The organism is Falsiroseomonas bella (assembly GCF_003173615.1).
In the GTDB taxonomy this organism is placed as follows: domain Bacteria; phylum Pseudomonadota; class Alphaproteobacteria; order Acetobacterales; family Acetobacteraceae; genus Falsiroseomonas; species Falsiroseomonas bella.
Genome location: NZ_QGNA01000005.1, coordinates 430,084 through 447,669 on the forward strand (window position 1 = coordinate 430,084; position 17,586 = coordinate 447,669).

Consider the following 17,586-nt stretch of genomic DNA (forward strand, 5'->3'; position numbering starts at 1 on the left):
CGAGCGTGGAAGATCGATGATGCCCGAGACCGCGCCGCTGGTCGGCCTGATCATGGGCTCGACCTCCGACTGGGAGACGATGCGCCACGCGGCGGAGACGCTGGAGCGCCTCGGCGTGCCGTTCGAATCCCGCGTCGTCTCCGCGCACCGCACGCCGCGGCGGCTCTACGACTATGCCGGCGGTGCTGCAGGGCGGGGGCTGAAAGTGATCATCGCGGGCGCCGGCGGCGCGGCGCATCTGCCGGGCATGGCGGCCTCCCTCACCGAGCTGCCGGTGCTGGGCGTGCCGGTGGAGAGCCACGCGCTGAAGGGGCAGGACAGCCTGCTCTCCATCGTGCAGATGCCGGCGGGCATCCCGGTGGGGACGCTGGCGATCGGGCGGGCCGGGGCGGTGAACGCCGCGCTGCTGGCGGCGGCGATTCTGGCCCTGGCCGACCCGGCGCTGGCGCGGCGGCTCGTTGCCTGGCGGCAGGCGCAGACCGAGGCGGTGCCGGAGGCGCCGGCATGAGCGCCGGGCCGCTGCCGCCGGGCTCCACCATCGGCATCCTGGGCGGCGGGCAGCTCGGGCGGATGTCGGCGCTGGCCGCGGCACGGCTCGGCTATCGCTGCCATGTCTATGCGCCGGAGGCCGACAGCCCGGCGATGCAGGTGGCCGCCGCGCGCAGCGTCGCACCCTATGAGGATGCGGCCGCGCTTGCCGCCTTCGCCGCTTCGGTGGACGTGGTGACCTTCGAGTTCGAGAACGTGCCGGCCGCCACGCTCGACATCCTGGCGCCGCTGGTGCCGTGCCGGCCGGGGGTCGAGTCGCTGCGGATCGGCCAGGACCGGGTGCTGGAGAAGCGCTTCTGCGAATCGGCGGGCCTCGCCGTCGCGCCCTGGCGGGAGGTGCGGACGCGCGCCGAGCTGGACGCGGCGGTGGCGGCGATCGGGCTGCCGGCGGTGCTGAAGACCACGCGACTCGGCTATGACGGTCGCGGCCAGGCGGTGCTGCGCCGGCCGGAGGACCTCGACCCCGCCTGGGAGAGGCTGGCGCCGCGGCCGCTGGTGCTGGAAGGGTTCGTGGCGTTCGAGCGGGAGATCTCGGCCATCGCGGCCCGCGGCGCGGATGGCACGGTGGTGACCTTCGACGCCACCGAGAACCGCCACGCGCACCACATCCTCGACATCTCGATCGCCCCGGCGCCGGTGCCGGAGGCGGTGGCGGCGGCGGCGCGGGGGCATGTGGCGCGGCTGGCCGAAGCGCTCGGGCTGGTGGGGCTGCTGGCGCTGGAGATGTTCCTGCTGCCCGATGGCCGCCTGCTGGCCAACGAGATGGCGCCGCGGCCGCACAATTCCGGCCACTGGACGATAGATGCCTGCCTGTGCGGGCAGTTCGAGATGCATGTGCGCGCGGTGGCCGGACTGCCCCTGCCCGATCCGGATAGACATCACGAAGCGGTGATGAAGAACCTGGTCGGGCCCGAGTCCTTCGGTCGCTGGCATGACCTCGCGGCCATGCCCGGCGTCGCGCTGCATCTCTACGGCAAGGCCGAGGCGCGGCCGGGCCGCAAGCTTGGCCATGCGACGCGCCTGCTGCCGGGGGGAACCGTTGCGGCGGCGTCCGATCCGGGGCTGCTCGCCCCGGGGTGACGTGGCGGCAATGTCGCGCTGTGGCGTAACAGCCACAGTCCGGCAATTCCGTTCCACTCGCGCTGTCAGTGCTCCGTTTCCGGTGATAGGTTGCTGCGCATGCACCGCCAGGGGAATGAGCCGCCTGGCGCCGCTTCCATCGGGCAGATGCCCGCGGGGAAGCCGGCGGGGCGGCGGACATCGCGGCGGTGCAACGGATTGGTTCGAGGAGAATTCCACATGAGCCTGAAGAAGGCCCTTCTCGCCGCGACGGTGCTGGCCCTGCCGGTCGCCGCGCAGGCGCAGCCCGTCAGCGGCCTCTACATCGCCGGCGGCCTTGGTGCGAACTGGCTGCAGGACAGCACCCTCACCTCGCAGGGCGCGATCCGCTCGGTGCTCGGCGCGTCCGGCATCGGCCAGACCGGCGACGCCAGCTTCAACACGGGCTGGGTCGGCGTCCTGAGCCTCGGCTACGGCTTCGGCAACGGCGTCCGCGCCGAGATCGAGGGCAACTACCGCGACAACGAGATCGACGGCATCTCGGGCTTCTCGGGCATCGCGGCGCCGCGCAGCCAGGGCGGCAGCGTGCAGTCCTACGGCGTGATGGCGAACGTCCTGTATGACTTCAACATGGGCCCCGGCGCCTTCGTCGTTCCCTACATCGGCGCCGGTATCGGCTACGCGATCCAGAACTGGGACAGCGTCAACATCCGCAACTCGGTGACCGGCTCGCAGATCAACCTCGACGGCGACAACGGCAACTTCGCCTACCAGGCGATCGTCGGCGCGGCCTTCCCGATCGCTTCGGTGCCGGGCCTCGCGATCACCGCCGAGGGCCGCTACTTCGCGACCCTGTCGGACGACGTGGATGCGACGATCCGCACCGCGAACGGCCAGGCCACGCAGCGCGGCGCCTTCGAGGCTGACAACGCCAACTGGAGCCTGCTGATCGGCGTCCGCTACGCCTTCAACGCGGCCCCGCCGCCGCCGCCGGTCGTTGCCCCGGCTGCCGCCCCGGCTCCGGCCCGCACCTTCCTGGTCTTCTTCGACTGGGATCGCGCGAACCTGACCGAGCGCGCCCGCCAGATCATCGCCGAGGCGGCGCAGAACGCGCAGCGCGTCGGCACGACGCGGATCGAGGTGGCCGGCCACGCCGACCGCTCCGGCACGCCGCAGTACAACATGGGCCTCTCGCAGCGTCGCGCCGATGCGGTGGCCGCCGAGCTCGAGCGCCGTGGCGTTCCGCGCTCCGCGATGGTCATCCAGGCCTTCGGCGAAACCCGCCCGCTGGTCCCGACCGCGGACGGCGTGCGCGAGCCGCAGAACCGCCGCGTGGAGATCGTCCTCCGCTGACGGCAGGCCTCAGGGCCGGAAGTCGGGAAGGGGCGCCGCAAGGCGCCCCTTTTCGTTTGATCACAGCGGCTCGATACGCGGCGCGAACAGGCCTCCGTGCTTGTGAAAGCAGACGCCTTATTCTACTCGTTTCAGTAATCGGCGCTTGCGACGAGGCATCGGCCGATTCGCTTTTCTGAAGCCCACGGAGGGGAGATTCCGCATGTCCTGGAAGAAGGCGGCTCTCGCCGCCACCGCGCTGATGCTGCCCGTCGCCGCCCAGGCGCAGACCGCGCCTTTCGGTCTCAACCTCGCAGGCTTCTATGTGGGCGCCGCGGCGGGCGTGAATCTCCGGACCGATTCCGACATCACCCTCTCCGGCGGCGCGGTGACCGGACCCTTCGGCGTGGGCATCGGCAACCAGAACGGCTCGGCGAGCTGGGATCCGGGCTACGCCCTGATCCTCAACATGGGCTACGGCTTCGGCAACGGCCTGCGGCTCGAGGGCGAGTTCAGCTTCCGGTCCGACAACGTCGACAGCGTCGGCGGGCTCGGCCGCCAGCAGTATTGGCGCTCCGCCGGCATGGCGAGCACCTACGCCTTCATGGCGAACGCCTACTACGATTTCCGCGTGGACTGGCCGGTCATCCCCTATGTCGGCGCTGGCATCGGCTATGCCATCACCTCCTATGACCAGCTGACGACCACCACGAACGGCTCGCCCGCGCCCTTCCCGAACCAGACGAACATCGCCGGCGATGACGGGCAGTTCGCCTACCAGTTCATCGTCGGTGCGAGCATGCCGATCGGCTCCGTGCCCGGCCTCGCGCTGACCGCCGAGTATCGCTACTTCGCGACCCTCGACAACGAGCTCAACGCAACGCGCTACCAGCCGGCCGGGTTCTCGCGCGGCTCGGCGGAGGTCGAGAACGCCAGCAACACCTTCCTGCTCGGCGTCCGCTACACCTTCGGCGTGACCCCGCCGCCGCCGCCGGTGGTGCCGGCCGCCGCGCCGGCCCCGGCGCGCACCTTCCTGGTCTTCTTCGACTTCGACCGCGCCAACCTGACCGAGCGCGCGCGGCAGATCATCGCCGAGGCGGCGAACAGCTCGCGGTCGGCCGGGGTGACCCGGATCGAGGTGTCGGGCCACACCGACACGGTCGGCTCCGCCAGCTACAACCAGGGCCTGTCGGTGCGCCGCGCCAATGCCGTGGCCGCCGAGCTGGAGCGGCTGGGCGTGCCGCGCTCCTCCATGGTCATCCAGGGCTTCGGCTTCACCCGCCTGCTGGTCCCGACCGGGCCGGGCGTGCGGGAGCCGCAGAACCGGCGCGTCGAGATCGTGCTGCGCTGACGCGCGGCGCGAATCGCGAATCCGACCGAGGGGGCGCCGAAAGGCGCCCCCTTTTGCATGTCCGCATGCTCCGCGGCCCCGCGCTTCGCGCTTGACGCCGGGAGGGAGGCGAGACCAGACGGGCGCGGACCGGCACCGCGCCTTCATCTGTGCCGGACTCCTGAGCCGACGCCGCAACCGTTGCCTAAACAGTCGGCACTCGCCTCATCGGCGGACAAATTCGCACGCACTCACCTGTTGATTGCCCTGTCCACGGGCGGTACATGCAATGTCCGAGGAGTTAAGCGCCAGGCGGCCATGACGGTCGGTCCTTCGGGACCCTGGAAAGGCGCTTGCATGATCCTCCCCTCCCCGGTCGCTTCCCGCCTCCGCCGCCGTTCGCTCCTCGGCGCCGCGCTTGCGGCCCCGCTGCTGCTCACCACCCGCGCGCGGGCCAGCGAGCAGGAGCCGGTGGATGTCGAACTCGTCCTCGCCGTGGATGTGAGCCGCTCGGTGGACCAGGAGGAGCAGGAGCTGCAATTCGCCGGCTATGCCGCCGCCTTCCGCGACCCGAAGCTGATCGAGGGCATCGCGGGCGGTCCGCTCGGCCAGATCGGCGTGACGATGTTCACCTGGTCGGACTGGCACATCCAGGAGATGGTCGTGCCCTGGACGAAGATCGACGGCGCCGCGGCCGGGGAGCGCGTGGCCGCGACGATCGATGCGGCGCCGCGGCGCGCCTGGCTCTACACCTCGATCTCCGGCGCGATGGACTACGCCGCCAGGCTGTTCGGCCAGCGCTACGAGGGCACGCGCAAGGTCGTGGACATCTCCGGCGACGGCGTGAACAACTCCGGCCGGCCGCTGGCCGATGCGCGGGCGGATGCGCTGGAGAAGGGAATCGTGCTGAACGGGCTGGCGGTGCTGGACCGCACGCCGCAGCCCTGGTCGGCCGGCCTGCCGCCGCTCGACGACTACTACAGGACGGAAGTGATCGGCGGGCCGGGCGCTTTCCTGATGGTCGCCGAAGGCTTCGACGCCTTCGAGACGGCGGTGAAGCGCAAGATCATCCGCGAGATCGCCGCCGCCCCGCCGCCCGGGCCGCTGGTGGAACGCGCATTCGCCTGAGGCGCCCGGCAAGTCCCGGCTGCGCGCCGCGGGTATGGGCCGACCGTTCGGAGCGGGTGCATCGCAGGGTCGCGCTCCGGGGCCGACCAGCCTGGCGCGGCCTGTGCCTGGGCGGCGGAACGCGAAGCCGTTCCGCCCGGTTGACCGATTCTTTAACGTTCCGCCCGCACGCAATTCCGGCAGGATCGCTCCCGCATGGCGACCATCACCGGCACCGAGGGTGCCGACACCATCACTTCGGCCACGAACAGCGCCGACGGCCCGACCGCCACGGGCAGCAACGATCGGATAAACGGGCTTTCGGGCGATGATCGGCTCGCCGGCGGCGGCGGCGCGGACACGCTCGTCGGCGGCAAGGGCCGCGACACGCTGCTGGGCGAGGACGGCAACGACCGCGTCGCGATCGCCGGCGAGTCCCTCATCGAGATCGACGACATCGACGGCGGCCCCGGGCGCGACACGCTGGACCTCAGCGCCTGGGGCACCCTGCACTTCCTCCGCGTGGATCTCGTCGCCAACCAGGTCCAAGGCGGCCTCGAAGCGAACCTGCTGGTCGTCGTGGCCTTCCTTGCCGCGGGCACCATCGAGAGCGCGATCGGAAGCGGCTTCGACGACGTGATGGTCGGCGACAACGATGCCAACGTGTTCGACGGCCGGGCCGGCGCCGACACGCTGCAGGGCGGCGCCGCCGCGGACACGCTCTACGGCGATTCCGGGAACGATCTGCTCGAGGGCGGCACCGGGAATGACAGCCTCCTCGGCCAGTCCGACGCCGACACGCTCGACGGTGGCGCGGGGGTGGACTGGGCCGCCTATGCCGGGCTTGCTCTGGCGCTGGGCGTGACGCTGGCGGCCGACGGAACCTCGGTCACCTCGGGTGCGGCCGAAGGCGACGTGCTGATCGGCATCGAGCATGTCCAGGGCGGCGGCGGGGCGGATACGCTGGTCGCCGAGGATCCCGGCGCCAACCTGCTCCTGGGCGAGGTCGGCAACGACGTGCTGGGGGGCGGCGCCGGCGACACGCTGATCGGCGGCGGCGACTCCGACACCTACATCCTGCTCGACCCGGGCGTGACGATCGTGGAGTCGGCCCAGGCCCGCGTGCGCGACCGCGTCGAGAGTCCCTTCGACTTCACGCTCCCGACCGAGGTCGAGGACCTGCTGCTGACCGGCACGGCCTATTTCGGGCGCGGCAACACCGCGGACAACGGCATCACGGGCAATGGCCGGGCCAACCTGCTGGTCGGCGGGGACGGCAACGACACGCTGGATGGCGGTGCGGGGGCCGATGTCATGTTGGGCGGCGCGGGCTTCGACCTGTTCCGGGTGGACCACGCGCGCGACGTGGTGCTGGACGAGCCGGATGCGCCCGGCCATGTGGTCGCCACGCTCAACTGGGTGCTCGGCGCGGATCTCGGCCCGCTGATGCTGTCCGGCCTGCTGGCGCGCGCGGGCACCGGCAATGCGCGCGACAACCTGCTGGTGGGCAGCGAGGCCGCCAACCGCATCTTCGGCCAGGGCGGCGCCGACACGGTGCAGGGCGGCGAGGGCAACGACCTGCTGCGCGGCGGCACCGGCAACGACCGCGTCGAGGGCGGGATCGGGCGCGACACGCTGCATGGCGATGCCGGCGCCGACACGCTCGTCGCGGGCAGCGACAACGCGGCGCTGAATGGCGGGGCGGACGACGACGTGCTGATCGGCGGGGCGGGCGCGGACCTGCTGAACGGCGGCGGCGGCGCGGATGCCTTCCACCTTGCGGTGGACACGCTCGCCGTCGATCGCGTCGGGGATTTCAGCGCCGCGGCGGGCGACCGGCTGGTGGTGTTTGGCACCGGGCTCGCGGCCGGCGCGCTCGATCCGCTGGCCTTCGCGGCCAATACCTCCGGCCTCGCCACCACGGCAGAACAGCGGCTGATCCACGAGACCGACCAGGGTCGGCTGTGGTTCGACGCCGATGGCAGCGCCGCGGTCGAAACCCGCATCCTGGTCGCGACCTTCACCGGCAACCCTCACCGCCGCGGACATCCTGGTCGGCTGACGCGGCCGCCACCGGCAAGGTGCAGGGGGCGGGCGGCTTGGCGTGCCGCCGCGCGGGCGGTTAACCTCGCCCCCGCAACGACCGGAGATGCGAGGGCGGCGGGGTGGCCTGGGCGATGACACCTACATCGTCGAGAGCACGGAAACCCGCGTGCTGTCCGATGCCGGCGGCTTCGACGTCGTCACGGCCAGCGTGTCCTTCCGCATGGCCCCCGGGCTCGAGACGCTCAGCATCGCCGGTAACACCGGCGTGACCGCCACCGGCAATGCCGGCGACAATTGGATCAGCGGCAACAACGGCAACGACCGCCTGCTCGGCCGCGCCGGCGCGGACAATCTGAACGGCCAGGACGGCGACGACCTGCTCTTCGGCGAGGATGGCGCCGACACGCTGCTCGGCGGCACCGGCACGGACCGCCTGCTCGGCGGCGCCGGGAACGACCAGCTCGACGGCGGCAGCGGCGCCGATCTGCTGGCCGGCGGCGACGGTGCGGACCAGTTCCGCATCGAACTGGGCAGCCCGCCCGACGCCGCCGACCGCATCACCGATTTCGACCGGCTGGAAGGCGACCGCATCCTGCTGCTCGGCACCGGGCTGCCCGGCGGCGCGCTCGATCCCGCCGCCTTCCGCGCGCATGCCTCCGGCCTCGCCAACGCCGCGGGCCAGCGCGTGCTCCACGAGACCGACAGCGGGCGCCTGTGGTTCGACCCCGATGGCAACGGGGCGGCGCCGCGGCAACACGTGGCGGTTCTGACCGACACGCCGGCGCTCACGGCTGCGGAGATCTGGATGGCGTGACGGACGGCCGCGCGGCCCCGCTTGGCGCTTGCGGTCTCAACCATGGCGCGAGACATTCACCGCCTGGGAATGCGTGATCGGGGCGAGCGATGGCGAACATCAAGGGCACGGCAGGCAACGACACCCTCTCCGATGGTGTCACCGCGATCGGCCAGCCTTTCGCCTCGGACGAGGCCGATCTCATCGAAGGGCTGGACGGCAATGACAGCCTGGTCGGCGCCGGCGGTGGCGACACGCTGGAGGGCGAGGCCGGCGCGGACACGCTGATCGGCGGCACCGGCAACGACCTGCTGCGCGGCGGCGCCGACAACGACACGCTGAGCGGCAACGAGGATGCCGACACGCTGGTCGGCGGCCCAGGCGCGGACCTGCTGCATGGCGGGGCGGGGCGCGACCTGGTCAGCTATGCCGGCGCCGCCGCGGGCGTTCGCGTGCATCTCGCCCTGCCGAGCTTCAACACGGGCGACGCAGCGGGCGACGGCTTCTTCGATGTCGAGAACCTGCTCGGCTCGTCGCATGCCGACACGCTGATCGGCGATCCGAACGACAACGTGGTCGACGGGGCGGAGGGCCATGACAGCCTCTCCGAGCAGGGTGGCGCCAACACGCTGATCGGCGGGACGGGCAATGACAGCCTCACCGACGCTTTCGGCAACAGCCTGCTGCTGGGCGGCGACGGCAATGACAGCCTGGTCGGCACGCTCGGGGCGGACACGCTGGATGGCGGGGTGGGCGCCGACACGCTGGACGGCGGCGGCGACGTGGACTGGGCCAGCTATGGCGCCGCGACGCTCAGCGGCGTCTCCGCCTTCCTCGGCGACGCGGCCGCCAACCAGGGCGATGCGAAGGGCGATGTCTACCTCGCCATCGAGAATCTCAGCGGCAGCATCCGCGCCGACGCGCTCGGCGGGAACGCGCAGGCGAATGTGCTGCTCGGGCTCGGCGGGAACGACACACTGACGGGTGGCGGCGACAACGACACGCTGGATGGCGGCGACGGCGAGGATGCGCTCGACGGCGAAGAGGGCGCGGACAGCCTGGCCGGCGGCACGGAGCGCGACCGCCTGAAGGGCGGCGACGGCAACGACACGCTGGAGGGCGGCGAGGGCAACGACACGCTGGACGGCGGGAACGACGCCGACAGCCTGGTCGGCGGCGAAGGCGCCGATGCGTTGAACGGCGATGCCGGGAACGACGTGGCCTTCGGCGATGCGGGCAACGACTCCGCATCCGGCGGCGGCGGCAACGATGTCATGCTCGGCGGCAGCGGCGACGACTCGCTCGACGGCAATGACGGCGACGACTACCTCTCTGGCGAGGACGACGACGACAGGCTGCGCGGCGGCGTCGGGCGGGATGTGCTGGTCGGCGGCACGGGCAACGACACGCTGGAGGGCGGGGACGATCCCGATACGCTCGAGGGCGGGATCGGCAATGACAACCTCAATGGCGGGCTGAACGCGGATTCGCTGATCGGCGGGCCCGGCGACGACACGCTGTTCGGGCAGCGGGATGTCAACTGGCTGGATGGCGGCGAGGGGGACGACCGGCTGCTCGCCTTCGGCGTCGATGATTTCGGCGACGCGACCTTCGAATATTTCGATGGCGGCAGCGGGCGCGACACGCTCTCGCTCGTCGCTTCGGCGCAGACCTTCTACGACGCCGGCGGGCCGCTGCAGACGACCTTCCGGCGCGCCGCCGATCTCGGCACGCTGACCGTGATCTTCTGGGGCAGCGACGCGTCCGGCCAGTTCACGTCGAACTTCTCGTTCGGCGTGATCAAGGCGGAGGGCGGTCTCTCCACGATCGAGAACCTGGAGGGCAGCGCGATCGCGGACGCGCTGACCGGCGACGGGCAGGACAACCATCTGCGCGGCCTGGCCGGCGACGACACGCTGATGGGCGGCGCCGGCGCGGACACGCTCGATGGCGGCAACGACAGCGACCTCGCCAGCTACGCGAACGCCGCCGCGGCCATCCTGCTGTCGCTCGGCACGCCCGCGCTGAACACCGGCGATGCGGCGGGCGACGTGCTGACCGGCATCGAGACCGTGCTCGGCAGCGCGCATGACGACACGCTGCTCGGCGCGGCGGCGCGGGACTGGCTCGAAGGCGGCGGCGGCAACGATTCGATCGCGGGCGGCGCTGAGGCGGACGTGCTGCTTGGCGGCGACGGCGCGGACACCATCCGCGGCGGCTTCGACGGCGACAGCCTCGACGGCGACGAAGGCGACGACCTGATCCTGCTGGACGGCGCGCTGGAACTCAGCAGGGCCTCCTTCAGCAACATCGCGCGCTTCGCGGGCAACGACACGCTCTCCCTCGCGGAGGCACCGCTCGAGATCTTCACCGGCGCCCGGATGCTGCCGATCCTCCTGTGGGAGGTGAACTTCGACACGGGGCTCTACAGCCTCCTGTTCTCCGACGCCTTCGTCGATCTCGGCAGCTTCCAGTACGACGAGGAGGACGGCGCGGCGCCCTTCGCGATGGTGATCGGCAGCGCGATCGCCGATCGCCTGGTGGGCAGCGTTGCGGGCGACCACCTGCGCGGCGCGCAGGGCGACGACACGCTGCGCGGCCGGGACGGCGCCGACACGCTGGAAGGCGGCGCCGGCGCCGACACGCTGGAGGGCGGCGACGGCCTGGACATGGCGAGCCATGCCGGCGCGGAGACCGGTCTCGTCGCCGATCTCGCCAATCCCACGCTGAACACGGGCGATGCGGCGGGCGATTCCTATGACGGCATCGAGGGGCTGATCGGCTCAGCCTTCGCCGACACGCTGCGCGGCGATGTGGGCGCCAACCGCCTGCTCGGCGGCGAGGGCGAGGACAGCCTGGAAGGCGCCGCGGGCGACACGCTGGATGGCGGCGAGGGCAGCGACACCTATCGCCTGCTGAGCGCCGGCGCGCTGATCCAGGACAGCGGCGCCGAGGGACGCGACCTGCTGCTGACCGGCATCGCGCTCACAGAGCTGCCGGAGGGCGTGGAGGACCTGATGCTGCTCGGCGCGCTGCGCCACGGCATCGGAAACGCGCTCGGCAATGTCATCACCGGAAACGGCGCGTCGAACATCCTGGACGGGGGCGAGGGCGACGACACGCTGGACGGCGCGGGCGGCGCCGACGTGCTGATCGGCGGCGCCGGCTTCGACCTGTTCTTCGTGGACAATGCGCGCGACGTGGTGGTGGACGAGACGGACGCGCCCGGCCATGTCGTCGCGACGCTGAACTGGGTGCTGGGTGCCGATCTCGCGATGCTCACGCTGGCCGGCGCGACGGCGCGCGCCGGCACCGGCAATGCGCGTGACAACGAGTTGGTCGGCAGCGTGGCGGACAACCGGATGTTCGGCCAGGGCGGCCGGGACACGGTGGAGGGCGGCGCGGGGAACGACGTGCTGCGCGGCGGCACCGGCAACGACTCCCTCGAGGGCCAGGTCGGGCGCGACACGCTCCACGGCGATGCCGGCAACGACACGCTTCTGGCCGGCACCGACAATGCGGCGCTGAACGGGGGTGGCGGCAATGACGTGCTGGTGGCCGGCGCGGGCGCGGACCTGCTGAGCGGCGGCGGCGGCGGCGACGAATTCCACCTGGCGGTGGACACGGCGACCGTGGACCGCGTGGTGGATTTCAGCGGCGCGGCGGGCGACCGGCTGGTGATCTACGGCACCGGGCTGTCGGGGGGCGTGATCGACCCGCTGGCCTTCGCGGCCAACACCTCCGGCCTTGCGACGACGGCGGATCATCGCCTCGTCTACGAGACCGACCAGGGACGGCTGTGGTTCGACGCGGATGGCAGCGATGCCGCCGAAAGCCGCATCCTTGTCGCGACCTTCACCGGCAACCCGGTCGTGACCGCGGCGGAGATCCTGATCGCCTGAGCGGGACCGGCGCGTCGCCCCGGCCGCGCACATCCCGGCCGTGCGGCGGCGGCTGCGCCGCCGACCGCCGCCGGCCCGGAGCGGAGGTTCCGCACCGGCAAGTTGCAGAGTCGCGCATGTGTTTTCCGTCATACGGCCGTTTGGGCAGATGACGTTCCGTTTCGCCGGGCCTAGCCTTTCCGCAGCATCGTAACGGTTCGGCGCACCATGGCCATCATCGCAGGCACCATCAACGACGATGTCATCACCACCGTGCCCGGGGCGACCAGCCCGGGCGTGAGCGGCACGCCCGGCACGGGCGCCGACAGCATCCATGGCGATTTCGGGAATGACAGCATCGATGGCGGCGATGGCGACGACACGCTGCTGGGCTCCGCGGGCGCCGACACGCTGGTGGGCGGCCTCGGCGCGGACAGCCTGCATGGCGGCAGCGGCAACGACCTGCTGGTCTACACCACCGGCAACGACACGCTGAACGGCGACTTCGACAACGACAGCTTCGACCTCAACGGCACCGGCAACATCGCGGGCGCGCTGTTCATCGGCGGCGCCGGCTACGACCGGGTGGACCTGATCCAGGGCGCGCTGCAGCTGGGGGCCACGCTGCCCTTCAGCGGGATCGAAGGCCTCGACAGCTACCTGACCGAGTTCCGCGGCACGGCCGGCAACGACAACTACGACTTCCGCCCCTTCGAGATGTATTCGCCGGGCTTCACCATCCCGGGCGGCGGGCCGATGCCGGTGGAGATCGCCGTGCTGAACGGCGGCAGCGGCAACGACACCGTCTTCGCGCCCAACACCAACCTCTCCATCCTGTTCCAGGTGCCGGGCGCGCAGCCCTTCAACCGCATCAACGGCGAGGGCGGCAACGATTCGCTGGTCGGCGGCGACACCTACGACCGTCTCGATGGCGGGCTCGATGCCGACACGCTGCTCGGCGGCGGCGCGGCCGATACGCTGCTCGGCGGCGGCGGAAACGACCACCTCGATGGCGGCAGCGGCAACGACGCGCTGAACGGCGGCGGCGGGCTCGACACGCTCCTTGGCGGCGCCGGCAACGACGGCCTGGACCTGAACAGCGTGGCGAGCCTCGTCGGCATGGTGATCGACGGCGGCGCCGACTTCGACAGCGTGGACCTGATCCAGGGCGCGCTGCAGCTCGACACCACGCTGCCCTTCGCGAATGTCGAGCTGCTCGACAGCTTCCTCACCGAGTTCCGCGGCACGGCCGGCAACGACAGCTACGACTTCCGCCCCTTCCAGATGTACTCGCCGGGCTTCACCGTCCCGGGCGGCGGGCCGATGCCGGTGGAGATCGCCGTGCTGAACGGCGGCAGCGGCAACGACACCGTCTTCGCGCCCGACACGGACCTCTCCATCCTGTTCCAGGTGCCGGGCGCGCAGCCCTTCAACCGCATCAACGGCGAGGGCGGCAACGACTCGCTGGTGGGTGGCGCCAGCTACGACCTCCTCGATGGCGGGCTCGATGCCGACACGCTGGAGGGCGGCGGGGCGGCGGACACGCTGCTCGGCCAGGTGGGCAACGACAGCCTGTCGGGCGGGACCGGCAATGACCGCCTGGACGGCGGCACGGAGAACGACACGCTGGACGGCGGCGCCAACGCCGACAGCCTGGCGGGCGGCACCGGGTCCGACAGCCTGCTTGGCGGAGAGGGCGCCGACACGCTGAACGGCAATGGCGGCGGCAGCGACACCCAGTTCGGCGGCGGGGGCGACGACTACATCTTCGCCGTGCTCGGCGGCGACAGCGTGGACGGCGGGGCCGGCAACGACACGCTCGACACCACCGCCTTCGAGGGCGACTACCTGGTGAACCTCGCCACCGGGCTGTCCAACTTCGGCGCCGAGCGGTTCAACGCGGTCGAGGCGGTCATCTCCGGCATCGGCAACGATACGCTGATGGGCGATGCCGCGGCGAACCTGCTCGATGGCGGGCTCAACAACGACAGGCTCTTCGGCGAGGCGGGCCACGACACGCTGCTCGGCAATGGCGGCAACGACAGTCTGGAGGGCGGCGCGGACAACGACAGCCTGGGCGGCGGGATCGGCAATGACAGCCTGCTGGGCGGCAGCGGCAGCGACACGCTGCGGGGCGGCGAGGACGACGACTACCTGAACCCCGGCGACGGCGTGGACGCGCTGTATGGCGAGGGCGGCAACGACGGCTTCGACCTGAACGCCATCCTCGACCTGGCCGGCGACACGATCCATGGCGGCGCCGGCAACGACAACGTGGATATGGCGGAGACCTCCGTCCAGCTCGGCTCGACCCTGCCCTTCGTCGAGATCGAGGTGCTCGACACCTGGTTCACCACCTTCATCGGCACGGCGGGCGCCGACGTCTACGATTTCAGCCCGCTGCGTGCCTACCTGCCGGGCTTCGCGACCGACTACAACTTCGTCATCGAGACGCGCGGCGGCGACGACCGGGTGGTGTTCGGCAACGCGGCGACCGCGGGCCATGTGCACCAGGCGACGCTCGAAGACGGCGCGGACACGCTGACCGGCGGCAGCCAGGCGGAACAGGCATGGGGCGGCGCCGGCAATGACAGCCTCGCGGGGAATGGCGGCGAGGACACGCTCGATGGCGGCGGCGATGCCGACACGCTGGATGGCGGCGCGGGCAACGACCGGCTGCTCGGCGGCCTCGGCGCCGACCTGCTGCTCGGCGGGACGGAGGACGACGTGCTGGACGGCGCCGGCGGGGCCGACAGCCTGCATGGCGGCGGCGGCGCAGACAGCCTGAACGGCGGCGAGGATGCCGACACGCTGAACGGCGGCGGCGGCGCCGACACGCAGCGCGGCGAAGGCGGCGACGACCTGGTCTTCGCCTCCTTCGGGACCGACATGGCGGAGGGCGGCACGGGCGCCGACACGCTCGACACCGGCAGCTTCACCGGCAACTACCTGGTGGATCTCGACACCGGGCTGACGAATTTCCTGGGCGAGAGCTTCACCGGCTTCGAGGCCATCGTCTCCGGCATCGGCAACGACACGCTGCGCGGCACCGCGGCGGCGAACCGCATGCTGGGCGGCGATGGCGACGACAGCATCCTCGGTGCCACGGGTCTGGACACGCTGGAAGGCGGCGCCGGCAACGACCTGCTGTTCGGCGGCCTCGACGCCGACCTGCTGCTCGGCGGGACGGAGAACGACACGCTCGCGGGCGAGGCGGGTGCGGACAGCCTGCATGGCGGCGGCGGCGCAGACAGCCTGAACGGCGGCGAGGATGCCGACACGCTGAACGGCGGCGGCGGCGCCGACACGCAGCGCGGCGAAGGCGGCGACGACCTCGTCTTCGCCTCCCTCGGGACCGACATGGCGGATGGCGGCGCGGGCGCCGACACGCTCGACACCGGCAGCTACGCCGGCAACTACCTGGTGGATCTCGACACCGGGCTGACGAACTTCCTCGGCGAGAGCTTCACCGGCTTCGAGGCGATCGTCTCCGGCATCGGCAACGACACGCTGCGCGGCACCGCGGCGGCGAACCGCATGCTGGGCAGCCAGGGCGACGACAGCATCCTCGGACGGGCAGGCGCCGACACGCTGGAAGGCCAGGACGGGCATGACAGCCTGGATGGCGGCGCCGATGCCGATCTGCTGGATGGCGGCATCGGCAATGACAGCGTCGCGGGCAACGCCGCGGGCGACACGCTGACCGGCTTCGACGGCAACGACGTGCTGCGCGGCTTCGGCGGCGAGACGCTGCCCGGCGACGAGGACGGCGACGACAGCCTCTCCGGCGGCGCCGGCAACGACCTGGTGCTGGGCGAGGCGGGCGCCGACACGCTCGATGGCGGCACCGGCGACGACACGCTGGACGGCGGCGAGGGTGGCGACACGCTGGCCGGCGGTGTGGGCGCCGACAGCCTGGCCGGCGGCGCGGGCGCCGACACGCTGAACGGCGGCGCCGACAACGACACGATGGATGGCGGCGCCGGCAACGACTCGCTCGACGGCAGCGGCACGGGGCTCGATTCCCTGCTCGGCGGCGCGGATGCCGACACGCTGCGGGGCGGTGCGGGCGACACGCTCGACGGCGGCGCGGGCGCGGACGTGTATGTCTATGCGAGCGGCGTGGTCATCGCCGACAGCGGCGCGGATGGCGCGCGCGACCTGGTGCGCAGCTCCGTGCTGCTGGGCGAGTTGCCGGTCGGCATCGAGGATCTCGGCCTGCTCGGCACGCTGCGCCACGGGATCGGCAATGCGCTTGGCAACGTCATCACCGGCAACGGCGCGGCGAACCTGCTGGACGGGCTGGCGGGCGACGACAGCCTGCAGGGCGCGGCCGGCAACGACCTGCTGGACGGCGGCGCGGGCAGCGACACGCTGGATGGCGGCACCGGCGACGACGTGCTGGTGGGCGGCGCGGGCTTCGACCTGTTCTTCGTGGACAGCGCACGCGACGTGGTGGTGGACGAGATCGACGCGCCCGGCCATGTGATCGCCACGCTGAACTGGGTGCTGGGCGAGGACCTGGCGATGCTGACGCTGTCCGGCGCGGTGGCGCGCTCCGGCACCGGCAATGCGCGCGACAACCTGCTGGTCGGCAGCGTGGTGGACAACCGCCTGTTCGGCCAGGGCGGCGCGGACACGGTGCAGGGCGGCGCGGGCAACGACGTGCTGCGCGGCGGCACCGGCAACGACCGGGTGCTTGGCGAGGCCGGGCGCGACACGCTCTACGGCGATGCCGGCGACGACACGCTGGAGGGCGGCGCGGAGAACGATGCGCTGAACGGCGGCACCGGCAATGACGTGCTGGTCGGCGGCGCGGGCGCCGACGTGCTCTCGGGCAATGCGGGCGCGGACATCTTCCACCTGGCGGTGGATCCGCTGGCGGTGGATCGCGTGGCGGATTTCAGCGCGGCCACGGGCGACGAGGTGGTGATGTTCGGGACCGGGCTGGCGGCGGGGGCGCTGGATCCGCTGGCCTTCGCCTCGAACACCTCCGGCCTCGCCACCACCGCCGCGCATCGGCTGATCTACGAGACGGATGCGGGCCGGCTGTGGTTCGACGCCGACGGCAGCGCCGCGGCGGAGAGCCGCGTCCTGGTGGCGACCTTCGCGGGCAACCCGGCGGTCACCGCCGCCGACATCCTGATCGGCTGAACGGGGCCGCGCGCGGCCGCGGCTCAGCCGCCGCGGCCGGTCTTCTCCTGCAGTTCGTCGATGCGGCGCGAGGCCTCAGCCTTGGTCAGGCCGGGGTCGAACGCCTCGCCCGCCTCCTCGCAGAGCGTCTTGAGGTAGGAGGCCTGGGCGCCGGTCATGCGCTCGTCGCCGGTGGTCCAGTCCTCCGGGTCCTTGATGGTGTTGGAGCCGGGATCGGGATCGGTCTTGGGATTGGGCGGGTGGGCCTGTTCCTGCCGCGGCTTTGCCATGGGGTGCTCCTCAGCTGTGCCGAGGCGGAACGCGGCGCGGCGGTTTGCGTTCCCGCTCTGTTCGTG

General features: G+C 71.9%; 10 protein-coding genes. 9 read left to right on the top strand and 1 reads right to left on the bottom strand.

Features of this window, described 5'->3' with window-relative positions:
- Positions 1 to 16: 16 nt before the first annotated feature.
- The 9 genes from purE (at position 17) to DFH01_RS22790 (ending at position 17,251) form a co-directional block, all read left to right on the top strand.
- Positions 17 to 508: a 5-(carboxyamino)imidazole ribonucleotide mutase gene (gene purE / locus DFH01_RS22750; RefSeq protein WP_442899724.1), complete on the top strand. Its 492-nt coding sequence runs from the start codon at positions 17 to 19 to the stop codon at positions 506 to 508.
- Positions 505 to 1,629 carry a 5-(carboxyamino)imidazole ribonucleotide synthase gene (locus DFH01_RS22755; RefSeq protein ID WP_109872781.1) on the top strand — a complete coding sequence of 375 codons (1,125 nt, stop codon included), beginning with the start codon at positions 505 to 507 and terminating at the stop codon, positions 1,627 to 1,629. The genes purE and DFH01_RS22755 overlap by 4 nt, the downstream gene beginning before the upstream one ends.
- A gap of 219 nt (positions 1,630 to 1,848) precedes the next feature.
- Positions 1,849 to 2,961: an OmpA family protein gene (locus DFH01_RS22760; protein ID WP_109872782.1), complete on the top strand. Its 1,113-nt coding sequence runs from the start codon at positions 1,849 to 1,851 to the stop codon at positions 2,959 to 2,961.
- A gap of 202 nt (positions 2,962 to 3,163) precedes the next feature.
- Positions 3,164 to 4,291: an OmpA family protein gene (locus DFH01_RS22765; RefSeq protein ID WP_109872783.1), complete on the top strand. Its 1,128-nt coding sequence runs from the start codon at positions 3,164 to 3,166 to the stop codon at positions 4,289 to 4,291.
- Between the two features lie 336 nt (positions 4,292 to 4,627).
- Positions 4,628 to 5,398, top strand: coding sequence for a DUF1194 domain-containing protein (locus DFH01_RS22770; protein ID WP_109872784.1), 771 nt, complete (start codon positions 4,628 to 4,630; stop codon positions 5,396 to 5,398).
- Positions 5,399 to 5,593: 195 nt separating this feature from the next.
- Positions 5,594 to 7,558, top strand: coding sequence for a calcium-binding protein (locus DFH01_RS29060; RefSeq protein ID WP_109872785.1), 1,965 nt, complete (start codon positions 5,594 to 5,596; stop codon positions 7,556 to 7,558).
- On the top strand, positions 7,527 to 8,237 hold the full coding sequence (locus DFH01_RS22780) for a calcium-binding protein (protein ID WP_109872786.1): 711 nt from the start codon (positions 7,527 to 7,529) through the stop codon (positions 8,235 to 8,237). The genes DFH01_RS29060 and DFH01_RS22780 overlap by 32 nt, the downstream gene beginning before the upstream one ends.
- 89 nt (positions 8,238 to 8,326) lie before the next feature.
- Positions 8,327 to 12,118: a calcium-binding protein gene (locus tag DFH01_RS22785; RefSeq protein ID WP_109872787.1), complete on the top strand. Its 3,792-nt coding sequence runs from the start codon at positions 8,327 to 8,329 to the stop codon at positions 12,116 to 12,118.
- A gap of 207 nt (positions 12,119 to 12,325) precedes the next feature.
- A complete protein-coding gene (locus tag DFH01_RS22790) occupies positions 12,326 to 17,251 on the top strand; it encodes a beta strand repeat-containing protein (RefSeq protein ID WP_109872788.1) in 4,926 nt (1,641 codons plus the stop codon).
- A gap of 23 nt (positions 17,252 to 17,274) precedes the next feature.
- Here DFH01_RS22790 and DFH01_RS22795 read toward each other — a convergent pair whose 3' ends face one another.
- Complete coding sequence (locus DFH01_RS22795; protein WP_109872789.1) at positions 17,275 to 17,520, bottom strand: DUF3072 domain-containing protein; 246 nt, start codon at positions 17,518 to 17,520, stop codon at positions 17,275 to 17,277.
- Between the last annotated feature and the right edge of the window lie 66 nt (positions 17,521 to 17,586).

Coding starts and splice junctions, on each gene's coding strand:
- DFH01_RS22760 (WP_109872782.1), top strand. CDS start 1,849: ATGAGCCTGAAGAAGGCCCTTCTCGCCGCGACGGTGCTGGCCCTGCCG.
- purE (WP_442899724.1), top strand. CDS start 17: ATGATGCCCGAGACCGCGCCGCTGGTCGGCCTGATCATGGGCTCGACC.
- DFH01_RS22795 (WP_109872789.1), bottom strand. CDS start 17,520: ATGGCAAAGCCGCGGCAGGAACAGGCCCACCCGCCCAATCCCAAGACC.
- DFH01_RS22780 (WP_109872786.1), top strand. CDS start 7,527: ATGCGAGGGCGGCGGGGTGGCCTGGGCGATGACACCTACATCGTCGAG.
- DFH01_RS22755 (WP_109872781.1), top strand. CDS start 505: ATGAGCGCCGGGCCGCTGCCGCCGGGCTCCACCATCGGCATCCTGGGC.
- DFH01_RS22790 (WP_109872788.1), top strand. CDS start 12,326: ATGGCCATCATCGCAGGCACCATCAACGACGATGTCATCACCACCGTG.
- DFH01_RS22785 (WP_109872787.1), top strand. CDS start 8,327: ATGGCGAACATCAAGGGCACGGCAGGCAACGACACCCTCTCCGATGGT.
- DFH01_RS22765 (WP_109872783.1), top strand. CDS start 3,164: ATGTCCTGGAAGAAGGCGGCTCTCGCCGCCACCGCGCTGATGCTGCCC.
- DFH01_RS29060 (WP_109872785.1), top strand. CDS start 5,594: ATGGCGACCATCACCGGCACCGAGGGTGCCGACACCATCACTTCGGCC.
- DFH01_RS22770 (WP_109872784.1), top strand. CDS start 4,628: ATGATCCTCCCCTCCCCGGTCGCTTCCCGCCTCCGCCGCCGTTCGCTC.